The sequence below is a fragment of the Gemmatimonas sp. UBA7669 genome (assembly GCF_002483225.1).
Taxonomy (GTDB): domain Bacteria; phylum Gemmatimonadota; class Gemmatimonadetes; order Gemmatimonadales; family Gemmatimonadaceae; genus Gemmatimonas.
The window spans coordinates 1,249-19,757 of record NZ_DLHL01000031.1 but is presented as its reverse complement, the minus strand read 5'-3'; the positions used below and the strand labels follow the sequence as shown (position 1 = coordinate 19,757).

Here is an 18,509-nt window from a genome sequence, read left to right as displayed (position 1 = left end):
ACAGCACGGCCGCCAGCCCCACCCCCCCGGGCACCCGCCCCGCCCCGGGCGCCGGGTCGGCAAGGCCGGCCGGGGCTGCAACGGCGGCCGATACCAGCCTCGCGGAAACGCCCACGGATCGCATCAAGCGCCGCCTGAGCGACGGGCTCGGTACGGCCTCCAAGTATCTGTTCTCGTTCGTCTCCAACACCCTCGCCGCACTCACCGCGTTCGTGCTGCTGGTGTTTCTCGCCATGTACATCGGGGCTGAACCCAAGGTGTATCGCGAATGGCTGATTGCGGTGGTGCCGGCCACGTCACGCGCCTATGTGCGCGAAGTGCTGGCAGAAATCGCCACCGTGCTGCGGAAATGGCTCGTCACCCAGCTCATCGCCATGGTGGTGATTGGCGTGGTGAGCATGATCGTGTTGCTCGTGCTCGACGTGAAGGCGGCGTTTGCCCTGGCCTTCATCGCCGGACTCATGGAGTTCATTCCCACCGTGGGCCCGATTCTGAGTGCGGTCCCGGCCGTGCTCATGGCCTTCGTCGACTCCCCGGAAAAGGCGCTGTTCGTCGTCATTGCGTACTGGGGTATCCAGTTCCTCGAGAACAACCTGCTCATTCCCTTCCTCATGCGTGGGGAGATGGACCTGCCGCCCGCCATCACGCTGGTCGCGCAGACGCTGATGACGCTGGTTTTTGGCTTCCTCGGGCTCATGGTGGCCGTGCCCGTGACCGCAGCCGTGCTGGTACCGCTGCGCATGCGTGCCGAGCGCGAGCGCGCCGTGGAGCGGGCCATGCTCAAGGTCGAGGCCGCACACGAACGGGAAGCGGAGGGCAGCACATGATCGCACAGCTGGGCGATTTCCGCATGGGCTATGACGACAGTGGCGAGGGCCTGCCGGTCGTGTTTCTGCATGGATTTCCGCATGATCGAAACCTCTGGAACGCCCAACGACTTGCGCTCGCGTCCCAGGCGCGCTGCATCGTGCCGGATCTCCGGGGGTTTGGCCATTCGTCCACCCACGGTCCCTTTTCGGTCGATCAGTATGCCGACGACGTGATTGCCCTGCTCGACGCGTTGCAGATCGAGCGGGCCGTGGTGTGCGGCCTCTCCATGGGTGGCTATGTGGCCATGGCGCTCTGGCGACGGCACCCGGATCGCGTGAAGGCCTTCGTGTTCTGTGATACCAAGGCAGGCGCCGACAGCGAGGAGGCCCGTGCGAAACGCGATGAACTGGCCGCCGTCGTGCGCCGCGACGGCGCGCGCGCCATTGCGGAAGCGCAGATCCAGGGCATGGTGGGCGCCACCACACGCGAGCGACGCCCCGAGGTAGTGGCGGGCATGCGCGCCATGATGGCCCGTCAGCCCGTCGCGGGCATTGTGGGGGCACTCCAAGCTCTGCGTGACCGGCCGGACTCACGCGAGACGCTCCGAACGATTAGCGTTCCCGTGCTGGTGGTGGTCGGCGAGGACGATGTGCTCACGCCGATCAAGGAGGCCAGAGCCATCGCCGAAGCGTTGCCGACGGCGGCTCGGGTGCGCCTCGAAATCATCGCCGGCGCGGGCCACGTCCCCTGCCTCGAACGGCCCGCCGCGACAACACACGCTCTCTCCGACTTTCTTTCCACGCTGGCATGACAACCAACGCCGCCGCTCCCGTCATCTCCGAGGCGGAGCGCTCCACTGCCGCACGCATCGGGCAAGTGCTGTTCAAGAATCGCGGCTGGCTGCCGGTGCCGTTCCTGGCCGTGCCGCTGCTTGTGCCCGGCGCGCAGACCGTCACCTCGTGGTCGGTGGGGCTTGGCCTCGTGGCCCTCGGTGAAGCCATTCGCACGGCGGGCGTGGCTGCAGCGGGCACCGTAACGCGCAGACGCTCACGCGACGTGCAGCGCCTCGTGACCTACGGCGCGTTTGCCTGGTGCCGCAACCCGCTCTACGTGGGCAACTTCCTCGCCTGGATGGGCTTCACGGTGGTGAGCGGTGTGTACTGGTTCCTGCCGGTGGCGCTCATTGTGTTCGCGGTGGAGTACACCTTCATCGTGCGCTACGAAGAAGGCGTGCTCGAGTCCATCTTCGGGCAGGAATATCTCGACTACAAGAAGCGCACCCCGCGCTGGTTCGGCCGGCCGCCCAAAGGCTCCACCAGTGGACCGCACGACTGGGCCGAGGCCATGTGGAGCGAGCGCTCCACCATTTTGCAGTACATCGCGCTCATTGGCGCCTTCCTGCTCAAGGCCCGATATCTCGACTGAGCGACGACAACATTGCACACCGGTACAACGCAAAACGGCGACCCAATGCGGGTCGCCGTTTTGCGTCGCGTACTCCTGGTACCGCGTTGACTTGAGACGCGAAGAGCGAGCTCAGCGCGTCGGACGCCCCGGCGGCGTGGCACTGTTGAACACGTCCTTGTTCTTGCCGATGAAGCTCTTGAGCTGGACCGGCACGTCTTCCTCGGGGAAGATGGCCGTGACCGGGCACTCGGGCTCGCAGGCGCCGCAGTCGATGCACTCGTCGGGATGGATGAACAGCTGATCCGGCCCTTCGTAAATGCAGTCGACGGGGCAGACGTCCACGCACGACTTGTCCTTGACGTTGATGCAGGCTTCGGTAATGACGTAGGGCATGGGAGCGAGGCTCGGGTCAGACGCGACCGGAAAAGAGTTGGGTCCGCTTGCAGCTCAAGATACTGTGACGGGCAGCCGTCACAAGCGCTGTCGGGAATGCGAGGGGCCGGCGGCGGTCAGCGCCGCCAGGGGGGCAGTTCTCCCCGCTTGAGGTCCGGATTGTGGCGGTAGATGGTGAATGTGCGGCCGATGACCTGCACGACCTCGGCGCCGAGGCGCTGCGCCAGATCGTTGGCGGCGTCCTTGGCGGAGAGTTCGCCGCCCTTGGCCACCTGCACCTTCACCAATTCGTGCGTGCGCAGAACATCGCTCAGACTGGTCAGCAGCGCGTCGGTCACGCCGGCATGGCCGACGTGAACCTGCACGCTGAGGTGATGTGCTTCGGCGCGCAGCTCCGCGCGCGCCTTGCCGGTCATGCTCATGTCCCGTCCGGGATCGAATGCTGCGTCAAACGCTGGTGTAGACTCACGGCCTCAGGCCGTCGGTCGCGAAAAAGGAGAACGGGTTGATGGGCGGTCCATCCCACCAGGCACGCCCCGCACCCCGCTTCATGACCTGAAAGTGCAAATGCGGAGTGTCGGGCGGCGCGTTCCCCGTCGTTCCAACGTAGCCGATCACCGAGCCCTTGGCGACACGGTCCCCCACGGCCAGCCCGCGCCGGTAGCGCTCGAGATGGGCGTAGTAGTACACAAAGCGCCCCTCGGCGTCATGGGCGTAGATGAAGATGCCTCCGACCGAGCCGCGATCGAGCCGCCCGATGACCTGATCGGTGGGCGCCAGCACGGGCGTGCCCTTGGGAGCGAGAATGTCGAGGGCCGCATGAATTCGGCCGCCGCCGCGGCCCGCGGTGTAGTTGTCGCGGAGCTGGGCCCGCGTTACGCCCTCCACCGGCACCATGAGTTGACGCGACCAGAGCTCATGCAGATCCTCGTCGCTGATGCCCGCGTCGCGGGGCCCGGCATGGGCCGGCGTGGCCGGCAGGCGCTCGGGCGTGGGCTCTGCGGCGGCGGGCGCCGGCGCGGGACAAGGGAACGCATCGGGCCGCGGACCACTGGAGCAGGCAGCGGTGAGCAACACGGCCATCGCGGATGTCGCGCATGCGCGTATCGCCGGGCCCTGCAGACGACGGAGCCGTTGATACCGGTCCAGCGCTCAGCCCTTCACGACTTCGGGACGGAAGTAGGGCTCGAGGTACACCAGCAGGTCCTCCACGCTCTGCACCCGCGTCTTGAGCTCGTCCAGTTCATTGGCCCGCGGCAGACGGGCGCCGGCGCGGTCGGCAATCACCAGCACCGCATCCTCGAGGTCGAGATCGGCCAGCCCGTACACCCGCGCCAGGTCATCCTGCGGATTGACGATGTAATGCGGCTCCACAGCCCCATGCTGCTCGGCGAGGTAGGTGTACACCTGCGAGACGAGATTCTCGGGGTAGCGCCCGCGGAAATGATCGCGGAATCGGGACAGCCCGTCGCGTTCGATGGATTCGCGGGTAAGCCGCCGCGCCCGCACGAGCGCCAGCAGACCAACCAACAACACGCCCACGGCTATGATGACGGTCAGACGCACTGGGGGGAGATCCTCGGCGGCAAGAGGCGAATTGGCAAGTTGAGCGGCAGCAATATGCAGGCTGCACGCCCGGAGCGAAATGCAACAGGGGCCGAACGGTTGATGAATCGCCTGTCATGTGACAGAGGGCGTTCTGACCGGCACCAGCCGTACTCCGTACCCTCGAATTCGTGAACGGTTTCGTTGACCTATTGACTAAAGCCGAGCTATATTGTCGTGATGGAAGATGTGGTTGGCGCGCTTGGGGGCTTTCGTGGGGTTCGGGCCGATCTGCTGGTGGCGCTGCGCAAGGCGCAGCCGCTGACGGCGGGCGAGTTGGGCTCGCAGTTCGGGCTGACGGCCAACGCCCTGCGCCGGCACCTCAAGGCACTCGAGGAAGACGGGTTGGTGCGCTACCAGCGGGTGGTGCGTGGGGTGGGGGCACCGGTGTTTGCCTACTCGCTCACGCCGGCCGGCGAAGCGCTGTTCCCCCGCAGTTACGTGCAAATGCTGGCCACGGCGCTCGACCTGCTGCGGACCCACACGGGTGATCGCGCGGTGGAGTCGGTTCTGGAAGCCGATTGGCAACGTCTGGCCGACGAGGCTGGACCGGTGCTGGAGGCGCTGCCCCTCGAGGAGCGGGTGCCGCTGGTGGCGGAGTTGCTCACCTCCAAGGGCTATATGGCGGAAGTGGAACCCGCGAGCCTCACGTTGCGCATTCACAACTGTGCGCTGCGTGAAATCGCCGACCGGTTTCCGGCGGCATGCGAAGTGGAAGCGAAGTTCGTGGAACGCCTGCTGGGCGTCCCGGTCGAGCGCCTGGCGCATCGACTCGGGGGCTGCGGGCGGTGTGAATACCGGATGTCAGGACCCCTCACGGCGGTGCAACAGGAGCAGGCATGAGTTCGACGATCGAGTCACTGGTCAATCGCGAGTACCAGTACGGCTTCACCACGGACATCGAGACGGAAACCCTGCCGCCGGGTCTGACTGAAGACACGGTGCGCTTCATCTCCGCCAAGAAGAACGAGCCGGAGTGGCTGCTGGAGTGGCGCCTCAAGGCCTTCCGTCGCTGGCAGACGATGACGGAGCCGCACTGGGCCAACGTCAGCTATCCGCCCATCGACTACCAGGCCGCGTCGTACTACAGCGCGCCCAAGTCGGTGAAGCCGCTCGGGTCGCTCGACGAGGTCGACCCCAAGCTGCTCGAGACCTACAACAAGCTCGGCATCTCGCTCACGGAGCAGAAGCGTCTGGCCGGTGTGGCCGTGGACGCGGTGTTCGACTCCGTGTCCGTGGGCACGACGTACAAGGAGGAACTCGCCAAGTACGGCGTGATCTTCATGTCGTTTGGCGAGGCGGTGCGCGAGTACCCCGACCTGGTGCGCAAGTATCTGGGCTCGGTTGTGCCCTACAGCGACAACTTCTTCGCCGCGCTCAACAGCGCGGTGTTCTCCGACGGCTCGTTCTGCTACATCCCCAAGGGGGTGCGCTGCCCCATGGAGCTGTCCACCTACTTCCGCATCAACGCCGCGGAAACCGGGCAGTTCGAGCGCACGCTCATCGTGGCCGATGAAGGCGCGTATGTGAGCTATCTGGAAGGCTGCACCGCGCCCAAGCGCGACACCAACCAGCTGCATGCGGCCGTGGTGGAAATCGCGGCCCTCGACAACGCCACGGTGAAGTACAGCACGGTGCAGAACTGGTATGCGGGCGACGAACACGGCGTGGGTGGCATCTACAACTTCGTCACCAAGCGCGGCAAGGCGATGACCAACGCCAAGATCTCCTGGACCCAGGTGGAGACCGGCTCGGCCATCACCTGGAAGTATCCGTCGGTCATCCTGCAGGGCGACAACTCGGTGGGCGAGTTCTACTCGGTGGCCGTGGCCAGCAAGAAGCAGCAGGCCGACACGGGCACGAAGATGATCCACATCGGGCGCAACACGAAGAGCACCATCGTGTCGAAGGGCATCAGCGCCATGCAGGGCCAGAACAGCTACCGGGGCAAGGTGCAGATCCTGCCCAAGGCCGAGGGCGCACGCAACTACACGCAGTGCGACTCGATGCTGGTGGGCAATGCCTGCGGCGCGCACACCTTCCCGTATGTGGAGGTGGGCAACAACAGCGCGACGCTCGAGCACGAGGCCTCCACGTCCAAGATCGGTGAAGACCAGATCTTCTACCTCAAGGCGCGCGGTCTCGACGCCGAGCAGGCCGTGAGCATGATCGTGAGCGGCTTCTGCAAGGAAGTGTTCAAGGAGCTGCCCATGGAGTTCGCGCTCGAGGCGCAGCAGCTGCTCGGTATCACCCTCGAAGGATCCGTTGGCTGAAGACTTACGACTCGATACCTGAACCCAGAACTCGAAACTGATCAGTATCGGGTTGTGAGTTCGAGTATCGAGTCGTAGGTGGGACTCGTTTCGTTCATACATTTTCCACCGTTCTCATATATGCTGCAGATCAACGACCTCCACGCCGCCATCGACGGCAAGCCGATCCTCAAGGGCATCACGCTCACCGTGAACGCCGGCGAGGTGCACGCCGTCATGGGCCCGAACGGCTCGGGCAAGAGCACGCTCGCGCAGGTGCTGGCCGGCCACCCGGCGTACGAGATCACCGGCGGTGAGGTGCTCTACAAGGGCGAGAACCTGCTGGAGATGGATCCGGAAGTGCGGGCGCAGTCCGGCGTGTTCCTGGCCTTCCAGTATCCCGTGGAAATTCCCGGCGTCACCAACGCCTACTTCCTGCGCGCGGCCTACAACGAGATCCGCAAGGCCAAGGGCCTCGAGGAAGTCGACCCCATGGAGTTCCTCGACCTCGTGGAGGAGAAGCTCAAGCTGGTGGACATGGATGTGTCCATGCTCAACCGCTCAGTGAACGCCGGCTTCTCGGGTGGCGAAAAGAAGCGCAACGAGATCCTGCAGATGGCGGTGCTGCAGCCGTCGCTGGCCATTCTCGACGAAACCGACTCGGGCCTCGACATCGATGCGCTGCGTATCGTGGCCGAGGGTGTGAACGCGCTCAAGCGTCCCGACAACGCCACCATCGTGGTCACGCACTACCAGCGCCTGCTCAACTACATCGTGCCCGACCAGGTGCACGTGCTGGCCGGTGGTCGCATCATCAAGAGCGGCGACAAGTCGCTGGCTCTCGAGCTCGAGGCCCGCGGCTATGACTGGCTGCTGGAGACGGCGGCGTGACCACCGGGCTCCGATTCGCCGAGCAGGCGGTGGCGGCCTCCGTGGCCGACGCGCCGGGCTCACTCAAGGGATTGCGGGCGGCGGGCGCCGAGGCGTTCAAGACGCTGGGCTTCCCCACCACGCGCAACGAGGACTGGCACTACACCAACGTGTCGGCCATCGCCACTGCGCAGTACACGCCGGCCGCCGATGTGGCGCCGGTGTCGCTCGACGCCGCGGCGCTCGAGCCCTACACCTTTGGCGGCACCTGGCCGCTGGTGGTGTTCGTGAACGGTCGCTTCAACGCCGAGCTCTCGCGGCTGGACGCCCTGCCCGCCGGCATCAGCGTGCGGTCGCTGGCCGACGCCTCCGTGGACGACGCCGAGGCGCTGGGCGCGGTGCTGGGCACGGCGGCCACGGCCGATCGTGACGGCTTCACGGCGCTCAACGCGGCCTTCGCCGGTGAGGGCACATACATCCGCGTGTCCAAGGAAATGGTCATCGACACGCCCATTCATCTGCTGCACGTCACCGACGCGCGCGGTGAGGGGCTGATGAGCCACCCGCGCCATGTGCTGGTGGCCGAGCGGCATGCCAAGGCCATGGTGGTGGAAAGCCACATCGGATTGGCCAACGTGCCGTACTTCACCAACGCGGTGGTGGAAGCCTTCGTGGAAGACGGCGCCACCCTGCAGCTCATCCGCGTGCAGCGCGAGGCGCGCACGGCGCATCATGTGGGCACGGTGGAAGCCCGTCAGGGACGCGACAGTCACTTCGTCACCTTCACCTTCCAGACGGGCGCCGCGCTGTCGCGCAGCAATGTCTACACGGTGCTGAACGGCGAAGGCTGCGGCTGCACCATCAACGGGCTCTACATGCTCGATGGCGAGCAGCACGGCGATCACCAGACGCGCGTGGAGCACGTGAAGGAAAACTGCTTCAGCCGTGAAGCCTACAAGGGTCTCATCGACGATAGCGCGCACGGCGTGTTCAACGGCAAGGTGTATGTGCACCCCGAGGCGCAGAAGACGGACGGCAAGCAGACCAATCACACCCTGCTCTTGTCCGAGAAGGCGCAGATCGACACCAAGCCGCAGCTCGAGATCTTTGCGGATGACGTGAAGTGCACGCACGGCGCCACGGTGGGTCGCATCGACGAGACGTCACTGTTCTACCTCAAGAGCCGTGGTGTGGGCAAGGTGCTGGCCCGTCAGCTGCTCATGTACGCCTTTGCAGCCGACGTGCTGGAGACCATCGAACATCCGGTCATTGTGGACGCACTGGAGAAGCTGACGGTGGAGCGGTTTACGGGAAGCACCACACACTGAGCCCGGCGGTTACTCCGGACTCATGACTTTCACTCAAACCTCAGAGCTGACCGGAGCGTCGGTGAGCCGTGAGGTTTGAGTCCAAGTGGTGAGTTACGAGTTCAGTGGTTTGCGTCGTCCGACGTACCGCCTCACGTTCGCCGAGTCTCCCATGTCCGACCTCCAAGAGCTCTACCAGTCCGTCATCCTCGACCACAACCGCAAGCCGCGGAACTTCGGCGAGCTGCCGTCGGCCAGCCATGAAGCCGACGGTCGCAATCCGCTCTGCGGCGACGAGGTGCATGTGGCGCTCGTGCTCGACGAGGCCGGTACCATTGCGGACGTCAAGTTCACCGGGCACGGCTGCGCCATTTCCAAGGCCAGCGCCTCGCTCATGACGGCGGCGGTCAAGGGCAAGTCGCGCAGCGAAGCCGAGGAGCTGTTCGCGCGATTCCATGCGCTGGTGCTCGGTCAGGATCCCGATGAAGGCAAGACGCTCGGCCAACTCGTGGTGTTCAGCGGCGTGTCGCGCTTCCCGGTGCGCGTGAAGTGTGCGTCGCTGGCCTGGCACACGCTCAAGGCGGCCCTTGAGAGTGGCGCCACCGATACGGCGGCGGTACCGGCCGTGAGCACGGAATGACGGCAGGGCCGGCCGACCGGGCCACGACTTGGGAACGGGTGGCCGAGCTCAGTCAGATCGAGGCCACGTTCCCGCTGGGCGTCAAGCTGGCCGACGGCACCCGCGTGTGTCTGGTGCGTGATGGTAGCGTGGTGCATGCCGTGGAGGACCGCTGCCCTCACCGTGATTTTGCCTTGTCGGGTGGGGATGTGGTGGCGCCCTGTGTGCTCGAGTGTCCCTGGCACGGCGCGCGTTTCGACGTGCGAACGGGAGAAGTGCTGCAGGGGCCGGCCACTGATGCCATTCGCGTGTACGAGGTCCGGGTTGAGGCGGGTTCGGTGTGGGTGCGGGGTGCAGACTCGGCGCCGGGAACCGCCAGCTGAACCCAGAACTCGAAACCTGAACTCGAAACTCGAAACTGATCAGTTCCGGGTTTTGAGTTCGAGTTCGGAGTATTGAGTTGGACAATGTCTGTGCCGCGATGAGTCCACCTGTAACCCGGCCCCCGATGTCCGCTGCCCTCGCCCCCCGCTCCGACTTTCCGCTGCTGGCCGCCAACCCCGGCCTGCACTACCTGGACTCGGCCGCCACGTCGCAAAAACCGCGCATGGTGCTGGACGCGCTGCGCGACTTCTACGAAACGGCCAACGCCAATCCGCATCGCGGCGCGTACGCGCTGTCGGCGTTGGCCACCGAGCGCTATCACGACGCACGCCATACCATTGCCCGCTTTGTCGGGCTGGCTGACAGCGACTGTCTCATCTTCACGCGCGGGACCACCGAGAGCATGAATCTCGTGGCCTCGGCCTGGGGCCCAAGCAACGTGCAGGCCGGCGATGAGATCGTCATCACGGCGCTTGAGCACCATGCCAACTTCGTGCCCTGGCAGCAGCTGGCCCTGGCCACCGGCGCCACGCTTCGCATCGTGGAGCTCACCGACCGCCAGACCATCGATCTCGACCATCTGCGTGACCTGCTCTCGCCACGCACCCGCGTGGTGGCGCTCACGCATGTCTCCAACGCGGTGGGTGCCATCACGCCGCTCGCCGAGGCCGTGCGGCTCATCCGCTCGCGCAGCGCGGCCGTCATCGTGGTGGACGGCGCGCAGGCCGTGCCGCATCTGCCGGTGCACTTCGATACGCTCGACGTCGACTTCTATGCGTTCAGCGGCCACAAGCTGCTCGGGCCCATGGGCATCGGCTGTCTCATTGGCCGGCGCGCGCTGCTCGAGTCCATGTCACCCTACCAGTTTGGTGGCGACATGATCGAATGGGTGCACGACACCCGGAGCACCTGGAACGTCATTCCGCACAAGTTCGAGGCCGGCACGCCCAATGCGGCGGACGCCGTGGCGCTTGCTGCAGCCGTGCGGTATCTGGAGTCACTGGGCATGGCCAATGTGCGTGCGCACGAGTTGGCCCTGCTGGAGCTCGCGGATGCCCGCGTGCGTGAGCTGCCCGGTGTGACGGTGTACGGCCCGCCACCGGCCGAACGCAGTGGCGTGGTGAGTTTCTCGCTGGCCGACGTGCATCCGCATGACCTGGCCACCATTCTCGACCAGCATGGCGTCTGTGTGCGGGCCGGGCATCACTGCGCGCAGCCGCTCATGCGCCGGCTTGGTGTGAGCGCCACGGCGCGCGCATCGTTCTACGTCTATAGCGATGCATCGGACGTCGAGGCACTGGTGCATGCACTGCAGGCGGCGCAGGCCCTGTTCGCCACCGCCGACAGCTCGGCCTGAGTATTGCGACCGTGAGCAGTGTGACCTCACTGGCGGCCATGTATCAGGAGGCGCTGCTGGCGCATCATCGCGCGCCGCGCAACAAACGCGAGTTGGCGGCGCCAACCGGCGTGGCGGTGCACAAGAACCCCGTGTGCGGCGACGAAAGTCGCGTGATGGTGCGCGTCGAAGACGGGCGTCTTGTCGATGTGAGTTTTGGCGGGCAGTCCTGCTCCGTGGGCACGGCGTCCGCCAGTCTCATGACCGAGGCCGTTCAAGGGCTGACTGTGCGCGAGGCGCTGGCCATGGCCGACAATCTCGACGCCATGCTGGCCGGCGACGCCGAGGCGGTATTGCCGGAGACACTGGCACCGCTGCGCAGCGTGGCGCCGTTCGCCGGGCGGCATGGGTGCGCGCGATTGCCGTGGACGGGTTTGCGCGAGGCGCTTTCCGGCTCGCGACTGACTGGCGGTTGAACCGATTACCGCGGATTCCGCGGACAACCCGGGAAACAACAGGAGGACTGCGGAAGGTGGTCTGGGTTGAACAGCCTTGTCGCGGATGACACGGATGGGGCGGAAACTGCACGGATCAGAATCAACGAGAGATTGCCGATTCTCCTCAACGGCCGAGCTCGCCGGCTGGAAACCCGTCTCGTAACTTCGGGCAACAGCCCGGTTGGAATGTTGTGTGGTACCTCCCCTCCCTAATCCTTCAGGAAGGCTGGCCCAATGTCCCAGCTTCGTACCGTCCTCCGCCATTTCGCGGTGATTTTCTCAGTCACGGCATTGCTGGGTTCTCCAGCTTCGGCTCAGCGCGCTACGGATGGTGTTACCGTATCCGGCGTCGTCCTGGTGGATTCGCTCGAGCGGCCGATTGCTGACGCCGAGGTGGAACTGATTGGCACCCCATATCGCACACGCTCCGACTCGGCCGGCGCGTTCAGCCTGCGAAGCGTGCCGGTGGGCGCCTATCGTCTGCAACTGCGCGCTGTAGGCTACGCGCCGCTGGTGCTGGACGTACAACTCATGGCAGAGGGGCTTGAAGGCATTGAAGCGCTACTGCGGCCGGTGGCGCAGGAACTCGAACGCGTGCGCATCCGAGCGAGTCTCACACCGACGGCGCGTCATCTCATGGGATTCGAGAGCCGGCGCAAGTTTGGCATCGGCTCTTTTCTCGACTCAACACGGTTGTGGTCCTATGGTGGGCCAGACGAATGGGCCACGGCCCTTGTTGCTGAGGTACCAGGCGTGCGTGCCATGGGGTACGGCAGCAGTAAGGCCATGGCCGTTGGATCACGCGGACCGAGCGGCCTGCGAAGCCTCCCTTCTGGAGACCCATTCGACATAGGCCGAGGAGCGCGGCCAGCGTGCTACATGCGCGTCTTTGTTGACGGTATTCTCCGATACAACAGCAGCATCGGAGAGTCACTCTTTGACGTGACCAATCGTGAGGGACCGCCCATTGTAGCCGCCGAGGTGTATCGTACGGCGGAGTTGCCGGCTGAGTTCAATCGACTCGGGACTGCGGCCTGTGGAGCGATTCTCCTCTGGACCAGGCGCTAGGAGCCCACATGAGCACGTGGTGCCGATTGATCGTGCTGACCGCCCTCGTAGCAGGGACACGCCCGGACATCCTGAGAGCTCAGCGCGCGACCGATGGTGTCACGGTGTCCGGCATCGTGCTGGTGGATTCGCTCGAGCGGCCCATTGCCGGGGCCGAGGTGGAGCTGGTCGGCACCCCATATCGCACACGTTCCGACTCGGCCGGCGCGTTCAGCCTGCGAAGCGTGCCGGTGGGCGCCTATCGCTTGCAACTGCGTGCCGTAGGCTACGCGCCGCTGGTGCTGGACGTGCAACTGACCGCGGAGGGCCTCGACGGCGTTGAGGCGCTGCTGCGGCCGGTGGCGCAGGAACTTGAACGCGTGCGCATCCGAGCCAGTCTCACACCGACGGCACGTCATCTCATTGACTTCGAGAACCGGCGCAAGGTCGGCATTGGCAAGTTTCTCGATTCGACCAGACTGTGGGCATACGGGGGACCACGCGAATGGGCCACGGCGATTGTGGCGGAGGTACCCGGCGTGCGTTCCATGGGATACGGCAGCAGCAAGGCTCTGGCGACGGGATCACGCGGCCCAACCAGCTTTCGAAACCTTCCGAATGGCGACGTGATGGACGCCAGGCGCGGCGCACGAGGAGCATGTTACATGCGGGTCTTCGTCGATGGCATGCTCCGCTACAACAGCAGGGCGGGAGAAACCCTGTTCGACGTAACCAACTTTGACGGACCGCCGATCGTGGCCGCCGAGGTGTACGCGCCAGCGCAGCTCCCTGCCGAATTCAATCGCCTCAGTGACGCGTCCTGCGGGGCGATTCTCTTGTGGACCAAACGTTAGGGGCAGACATGCGCGCACAGATTGCGCTGGTGGCATTCGGCCTGATACTTGGTGCAAATCCACGAATCCTCGATGCACAGCCTGAGCATGCAGGCGTCACGGTAGCCGGCATCGTGCTGGTGGATTCGCTCGAGCGGCCCATTGCCGGGGCCGAGGTCGAGCTGGTCGGCACCCCATATCGCACACGCTCCGACTCGGCCGGCGCATTCAGTCTTCGAAGCGTACCGGTGGGCGCCTATCGTCTGCAACTGCGTGCCGTAGGCTACGCGCCGCTGGTGCTGGACGTGCAACTGACCGCGGAGGGCCTCGAAGGCGTTGAGGCGCTGCTGCGGCCGGTGGCGCAGGAACTCGAGCGCGTGCGCATTCGCGCCAGTCTCACACCGACGGCACGTCATCTCATTGACTTCGAGAACAGGCGCAAGTTCGGTATTGGCTCGTTTCTCGATTCGACGCGTTTGTGGGCCTACGGTGGGCCGCAAGCCTGGTACCGAGCCATAACGGCGGAAGTCCCGGGCATGCGTGCCATGGCCTATGGTGGCAGTCTGGCGCTCGCGCGGGGCAGTCGTGGACCAACGAGCCTCTCGAAACCCATGCCCGCTGGAGACAACGGGGACCAAAGGCGGGGCGCACAAAAGGCATGCTACCTGCGTGTGATCATCGACGGCCAGATCCGCTACAACACCAATGTGGGTGAAACCCTGTTCGATGTGAGCACCTACGACGGCCCGCCCATCGTCGCGGCCGAGGTATACACCACAGCGCAGCTCCCCGCCGAGTTCAATCGGATGTCGGACTATTCCTGCGGCGCCATTGTGCTCTGGACAAAACGCTGACTGCCGGGATTCCATCGTTCGGTAATGCGCGCCGCGGTTGCCAAGCCGCGTGCGGCATGACTCATTTCTGGCATGTACGCACTCGCCATCCTCCGCTATCGCCGCCCGTTCGAAGAAGTCGCGCCGCATGTGGACGCGCACCGGGCCTATCTTCGCGAGCTCAAGGCTCAGGGCCTGCTCATTGCTTCAGGCCCCTTTGATCCGCGCGCCGGCGGCGGGTTGCTGCTTCGTGTGCCCGACGACGATGTGATCGGCACGCTCGATCGCATTCGCGATGGCGACCCGTTCAGCAGGCTCTCGCTGGCCCAGTACGAGCTGCTGCCCTGGGCCCCGGTCATCGGCAAGGAAGAGCTCGACCGGCTCTAGACCGTCAATGGCCGCGCTGCAACCTCAGCGGCCGCAGCGCGACGTGACCACCAGCGCATTGCCCACCGGCCGCTCCGAGGGATCGGACGGCCGGTTGCGCAATTGCCCGGCACCGGTCGCAGGGTCGCGCACTACAAGGGCACTCGAACCACCGCCGTCGAGATTGATGGCCGAGTTCGCGCCGAGCATACGCAACAGCGCGCCTGTCTGCTCCAGCGACGTGCCAGCACTGCGGGCAGGCTGACGCCCGTCGATCACCACCAGCCAGGCGCGGCGCCCGTCGCGGCTGAGACCAAACGCCGAGCGCGGATTGGGCCCGCGGAAGCCGGCGTTGCCTTCGCTGTGGACATCGGCCGTGAGCGTGCTGTCGCGCAGCAGAATGGGGCGACCCGATACGGCATGCACCACACCCGCCGGTACGGAATCACCAAGTCGCTGCACCGCAATGTCGAGGCTCAGCGTATCGCCCTCCTGCACCGCCCAGGTGGTTCCTGGAACGACGTGCAGCAAGAGCGTGTCGCCAAAGACCAGCGTGTCACGCGCCGTGCCACGGGCCAATACATAGCGGCCGCGTCGCGTGGCATGCCCGTCTACCGGCTTGCCAACAGGATTGAGGCGATAGACCCGGCGGCGCACCGCGGTGTCGAGCGGCACGCCCCAACGCGCGTCCACAATCCCCATGCTGCGCAGCGCCGGTCTGTTCCACGCGTTGAGCGACAGACTGCCACTCGGCGTGCGCAGCAAGCCGCGTGTGCGCAGTGTGTCCGTGTGCACCGCCCCCCTACCATCCACCCACAGCACCGGCTTGCTGTCCGGCCCGGCCAGCACCCGCCCATGTTCGATGTGCGCGTTGGTGGGCACGCCGGGTGGCGCAAAGAGAAAAAAGTCGGCGTTGATGGCGGCGATGGCACGTGCCGCCGCCGGTTGCGCCGCAAGCAGCGCGGAGGTGGTACGGCGCCCCACGGCCGATTCTGCGCCCTTGCTGGCCACGAGCCCCGTGCAACGCAGGTCGAGCTCCAGCACACTGCTCCGCCATGGCCCGGCGTTCTGCACCAGCGTGTACGCCAGCGCCCCCTCCGCGACCTGTAGCGGCGCCACCACGCTGTCCACCTGTCCGCTCGCTCGCAGGGCATCGATATGCGCCGGTAGCGTGGCCGTTCCGTCAGGCGTGCGGGTGCGCAGTCCGGCGCAGGACGTCAGTGCTGCGGCACCAACCAGCAGTAGCGCGAGGCGACGGGCATGGCGCCGAGTGGGGCGATGGTTGGTCGTTGACCGGGATGCAGCGGGCATGGGGCGCTGAGTAGGGAGTGATTATCTTGAGCAAATGTACTCCGGCTCCGTCGTCACGCGTGTCCACGCGCGCCTGCAGCATCTGGCCGACAGCGGACGCGGCGCGACCGTGGTGTTCGGCTGGGGCCTGCTGCAGGGCTGCGTGTTTCCCGGCCTCGCGGACCTATTCTTTCTGCCGCTGGCGCTCTCTCGGCCGGAGCGTGCCTATCGTCTGGCGCTCGTGGCCACCGCCGGCACAGTCATTGGCAGTGTGCTGCTGTTTTGGCTCGGAGCAGAGGCGCTCACGCTGCTGCAAGGTCCGCTCGCACGCATGGTGGGCATGACGCCGGCTGCGCTCGACGCGGCCCGCGCGCAGCTCGCCACTCACGGCGCCTGGCTGATTTTTGCGAGCACCATGAGCCCGGTGTCCACCAAGCTCACCAGCATTGCCTCGGGTGCGGTGGGCGTGTCCTTCGTGAGTTTCGTGGGCGCGCTGCTGGCAGGCCGTCTGCTGCGCACTTTCGTGTTGGCTTGGCTGGTGCGCAACGGCGGCGCGCATCTCGTCAACCGCTGGATGGCTCGGCGTCATCTCGAGGCGCATACCCATGCGCAAACGCACACGCACACTACAGATGCGTCGCGCACACCGCCTGCCCCGTAACCCATGTCCATGTCTGACCACGATCGCCGTCGCGTTGACGCGTTGATGCAGGACCTGCCCGGCCTGCTGGCGTTTCTCCGCGCCGCCGAGTCGCTCAAGCACACCACCCGCACCTCGTGGACCAGCACCGGTGTGCACGAAACCGTGGCCGCGCACACCTGGCGGCTCTGTCTCATGGCCCTCGTGCTCGCGCCCTATCTGCCTGGCATCGACCTTGGCCGATTGCTGCGCATCTGTCTCGTTCACGACTTGGGTGAAGCCATCAGCGGCGACATCTCGGCGGTTTTGCAGGTGGGTGCGCCCAGCAAGGCTGAGCAGGAGCGTGCCGATCTCGAACAGTTGACGGCCCCACTGCCGGCGTCGCTGCGCGCAGAGTTCCTCTCGCTCTGGGACGAGTACGAGCAGGCCGCCACACCGGAGGCGCGCACGGCCAAAGGGCTCGACAAGCTCGAGACCATCCTGCAGCACAATCAGGGAGCCATGCCACAAGGCTTCGACTTCCGCTTCAACCTCCAGTACGGCGCGCAGTACACGCAGCACGATCCGGTCTTGCAGGCCCTGCGTGCGGTGCTCGATGCCGAGACCGAGGCGCGGGCGGTGGCATCAGATGATGTGTCGGGCGGAACGACGTGAGCGAGACGGCTACGCCCGACGGTTTTCGCTTTGAAGTGAGCGCGTCGCCGCTCGGCGAATCGCAGCGTGGTGCGCGCAGTGGACGATTCTTCACACCCCACGGTGTGGTGGAGACGCCGGCCTTCATGCCGGTGGGCACCCATGCCTCGGTGCGTGGGCTCGCCATGCCGGAGCTCGTGGCGGCGGGCGCACGCATGGTGCTGGCCAATGCCTATCACCTCTATCTGCGTCCGGGCGACGAGATGGTGCGCGCCCTGGGGGGTGTGCATGCCTTCGCGCGATGGGACGGGCCCATGCTCACCGACAGCGGCGGCTATCAGGTGTTCTCCCTGTCACGCTATCGGCAGGTCGACGAAACCGGCGTGACGTTCAAGAACAAGCTCGACGGCTCGATGCATCACTACACGCCGGAACGTGTGATGCAGATCGAGCGCAACATCGGCGCCGATGTCATCATGCAGCTAGACGAGCTCATCGCCGGGGGCGCCGATCATGACGCGTCGCGCGCGGCCATGGAGCGCAGTCTACGCTGGCTCGATCGCTGTCGCGCGGAGTTCGATCGCATTTCGCGCGAGGGCCGGGCGCCAGCGCGCGAGTTCGTGGTGCCCGATGGTGCGCCGCCGCTGGCCACGCACGACCCGGCCCGCGATCTCGTTGCACCCGAGCAGGCGCTCTTTCCCATTGTGCAGGGCGGCACATATGCCGACCTGCGCAAGGCCAGCATTGCCGGCATTCTGCAGTCGGGCGACTGGCACGGCATCGCGGTGGGCGGTCTATCGGTGGGCGAAGCCAAGTCGGCCATGTACGACACCTTCGACACCTGCTCTCCGCTGCTGCCTTGGGACAAGCCCCGCTATCTCATGGGCGTAGGCTTCCCGGACGACCTGCTTGAAGCGGTCTCCCGGGGCATGGACCTGTTTGACTGCGTGGCCCCCACGCGCATGGGGCGGCACGGCACGGTATTCACGCCCACGGGCAAGGTGCAGGTACAGAAGAGCAGCTATCGTACCGATCGGCGCCCGCTCGTTGAGAGCTGCACCTGTCCGGCCTGCACGCAGTACGACCGCGCCTACCTGCGCCACCTCATGGTAACCGAGGAACCGCTCGGGCCGCGGCTGCTCGCGCTGCACAATCTGACGTTTCTGCTCGACCTCATGCGCGAGGCACGCGTGCAACTGGCGCTCGGTTCGTATGCCTCATGGAGCGCGGCGTGGCTGGCCCGGTATCGGAGTCGCGGGGCCTGAGCATTCGTCAACTGATTATCACGGATTCCGCGGACAACAAAGGAAACAGCAGGATAGTTCTATTGTGAATAATGAACTCCTACGCTGTTCATCCGTGCTGTTTCCGCCTCATCCGCGCAATC

General features: G+C 65.6%; 23 protein-coding genes. 18 read left to right on the top strand and 5 right to left on the bottom strand.

Annotated elements, in window-relative coordinates; all coding sequences use genetic code 11:
• The 3 genes from B2747_RS09260 to B2747_RS09250 all read left to right on the top strand — a co-directional run.
• Positions 1-827: AI-2E family transporter (locus B2747_RS09260; protein ID WP_291159523.1), on the top strand; the 827-nt coding region annotated here is incomplete at its 5' end.
• The gene (locus B2747_RS09255; protein ID WP_291159519.1) at positions 824-1,621 is read left to right on the top strand and encodes an alpha/beta fold hydrolase; all 798 of its coding nucleotides are present in this window, start codon (positions 824-826) and stop codon (positions 1,619-1,621) included. The genes B2747_RS09260 and B2747_RS09255, both read left to right, overlap by 4 nt.
• A complete protein-coding gene (locus B2747_RS09250; RefSeq protein ID WP_291159516.1) occupies positions 1,618-2,235 on the top strand; it encodes a methyltransferase family protein in 618 nt (205 codons plus the stop codon). Before B2747_RS09255 ends, B2747_RS09250 begins: the two co-directional genes overlap by 4 nt.
• Positions 2,236-2,346: 111 nt before the next feature.
• Here the strand turns inward: B2747_RS09250 and B2747_RS09245 are convergent, their stop codons facing one another.
• The 4 genes from B2747_RS09245 to B2747_RS09230 all read right to left on the bottom strand — a co-directional run bounded on the left by B2747_RS09245 (position 2,347) and on the right by B2747_RS09230 (position 4,176).
• The gene (locus B2747_RS09245; protein WP_291159513.1) at positions 2,347-2,610 is read right to left on the bottom strand and encodes an indolepyruvate ferredoxin oxidoreductase subunit alpha; all 264 of its coding nucleotides are present in this window, start codon (positions 2,608-2,610) and stop codon (positions 2,347-2,349) included.
• A 116-nt stretch (positions 2,611-2,726) separates the two neighbouring features.
• Positions 2,727-3,026: a YhbY family RNA-binding protein gene (locus B2747_RS09240; RefSeq protein WP_291159510.1), complete on the bottom strand. Its 300-nt coding sequence runs from the start codon at positions 3,024-3,026 to the stop codon at positions 2,727-2,729.
• Positions 3,027-3,075: 49 nt separating this feature from the next.
• Positions 3,076-3,693 (bottom strand): M23 family metallopeptidase, encoded by a 618-nt coding sequence (locus B2747_RS09235; protein ID WP_291159507.1) that lies wholly within the window; start codon positions 3,691-3,693, stop codon positions 3,076-3,078.
• 69 nt (positions 3,694-3,762) lie between these two features.
• Complete coding sequence (locus B2747_RS09230) at positions 3,763-4,176, bottom strand: hypothetical protein (protein WP_291159504.1); 414 nt, start codon at positions 4,174-4,176, stop codon at positions 3,763-3,765.
• Between the two features lie 219 nt (positions 4,177-4,395).
• Here B2747_RS09230 and B2747_RS09225 point away from each other — a divergent pair, with 219 nt between their 5' ends.
• The 12 genes from B2747_RS09225 (at position 4,396) to B2747_RS09170 (ending at position 14,580) form a co-directional block, all read left to right on the top strand.
• The gene (locus B2747_RS09225) at positions 4,396-5,058 is read left to right on the top strand and encodes a helix-turn-helix transcriptional regulator (RefSeq protein WP_291159501.1); all 663 of its coding nucleotides are present in this window, start codon (positions 4,396-4,398) and stop codon (positions 5,056-5,058) included.
• Entirely contained in the window at positions 5,055-6,488 is a 1,434-nt protein-coding gene (sufB, locus tag B2747_RS09220; protein WP_291159498.1) for a Fe-S cluster assembly protein SufB, read from the top strand. Before B2747_RS09225 ends, sufB begins: the two co-directional genes overlap by 4 nt.
• Positions 6,489-6,608: 120 nt before the next feature.
• Entirely contained in the window at positions 6,609-7,358 is a 750-nt protein-coding gene (gene sufC / locus B2747_RS09215) for a Fe-S cluster assembly ATPase SufC (RefSeq protein ID WP_291159496.1), read from the top strand.
• On the top strand, positions 7,355-8,665 hold the full coding sequence (sufD, locus tag B2747_RS09210) for a Fe-S cluster assembly protein SufD (RefSeq protein WP_291159494.1): 1,311 nt from the start codon (positions 7,355-7,357) through the stop codon (positions 8,663-8,665). Before sufC ends, sufD begins: the two co-directional genes overlap by 4 nt.
• Before the next feature lie 151 nt (positions 8,666-8,816).
• Entirely contained in the window at positions 8,817-9,284 is a 468-nt protein-coding gene (gene sufU / locus B2747_RS09205; protein ID WP_291159492.1) for a Fe-S cluster assembly sulfur transfer protein SufU, read from the top strand.
• Complete coding sequence (locus B2747_RS09200; RefSeq protein WP_291159489.1) at positions 9,281-9,646, top strand: Rieske (2Fe-2S) protein; 366 nt, start codon at positions 9,281-9,283, stop codon at positions 9,644-9,646. The genes sufU (B2747_RS09205) and B2747_RS09200 overlap by 4 nt, the downstream gene beginning before the upstream one ends.
• A gap of 125 nt (positions 9,647-9,771) precedes the next feature.
• Positions 9,772-11,004, top strand: a complete 1,233-nt coding sequence (locus B2747_RS09195; RefSeq protein ID WP_291159482.1) for an aminotransferase class V-fold PLP-dependent enzyme — start codon at positions 9,772-9,774, stop codon at positions 11,002-11,004.
• Between the two features lie 11 nt (positions 11,005-11,015).
• Complete coding sequence (sufU, locus tag B2747_RS09190) at positions 11,016-11,459, top strand: Fe-S cluster assembly sulfur transfer protein SufU (protein WP_291159479.1); 444 nt, start codon at positions 11,016-11,018, stop codon at positions 11,457-11,459.
• Positions 11,460-11,714: 255 nt separating this feature from the next.
• Entirely contained in the window at positions 11,715-12,548 is an 834-nt protein-coding gene (locus B2747_RS09185; protein WP_291159476.1) for a carboxypeptidase-like regulatory domain-containing protein, read from the top strand.
• An 8-nt stretch (positions 12,549-12,556) separates the two neighbouring features.
• Positions 12,557-13,381 carry a carboxypeptidase-like regulatory domain-containing protein gene (locus B2747_RS09180; protein ID WP_291159474.1) on the top strand — a complete coding sequence of 275 codons (825 nt, stop codon included), beginning with the start codon at positions 12,557-12,559 and terminating at the stop codon, positions 13,379-13,381.
• A gap of 8 nt (positions 13,382-13,389) precedes the next feature.
• Positions 13,390-14,214 (top strand): carboxypeptidase-like regulatory domain-containing protein, encoded by an 825-nt coding sequence (locus B2747_RS09175; protein WP_291159472.1) that lies wholly within the window; start codon positions 13,390-13,392, stop codon positions 14,212-14,214.
• A gap of 72 nt (positions 14,215-14,286) precedes the next feature.
• Entirely contained in the window at positions 14,287-14,580 is a 294-nt protein-coding gene (locus B2747_RS09170) for a YciI family protein (protein WP_291159469.1), read from the top strand.
• Between the two features lie 24 nt (positions 14,581-14,604).
• Here the strand turns inward: B2747_RS09170 and B2747_RS09165 are convergent, their stop codons facing one another.
• The gene (locus B2747_RS09165; RefSeq protein ID WP_291159466.1) at positions 14,605-15,870 is read right to left on the bottom strand and encodes a phosphodiester glycosidase family protein; all 1,266 of its coding nucleotides are present in this window, start codon (positions 15,868-15,870) and stop codon (positions 14,605-14,607) included.
• A 34-nt stretch (positions 15,871-15,904) separates the two neighbouring features.
• Between B2747_RS09165 and B2747_RS09160 the strand changes: the two genes are divergently transcribed.
• The 3 genes from B2747_RS09160 to B2747_RS09150 are packed head-to-tail and all read left to right on the top strand — an operon-like array spanning position 15,905 to position 18,387.
• Complete coding sequence (locus B2747_RS09160) at positions 15,905-16,510, top strand: YqaA family protein (protein WP_291159463.1); 606 nt, start codon at positions 15,905-15,907, stop codon at positions 16,508-16,510.
• A gap of 9 nt (positions 16,511-16,519) precedes the next feature.
• On the top strand, positions 16,520-17,143 hold the full coding sequence (locus tag B2747_RS09155; protein WP_343125888.1) for an HD domain-containing protein: 624 nt from the start codon (positions 16,520-16,522) through the stop codon (positions 17,141-17,143).
• On the top strand, positions 17,140-18,387 hold the full coding sequence (locus B2747_RS09150) for a tRNA guanosine(34) transglycosylase Tgt (RefSeq protein WP_291159456.1): 1,248 nt from the start codon (positions 17,140-17,142) through the stop codon (positions 18,385-18,387). The genes B2747_RS09155 and B2747_RS09150 overlap by 4 nt, the downstream gene beginning before the upstream one ends.
• Positions 18,388-18,509: the final 122 nt, after the last annotated feature.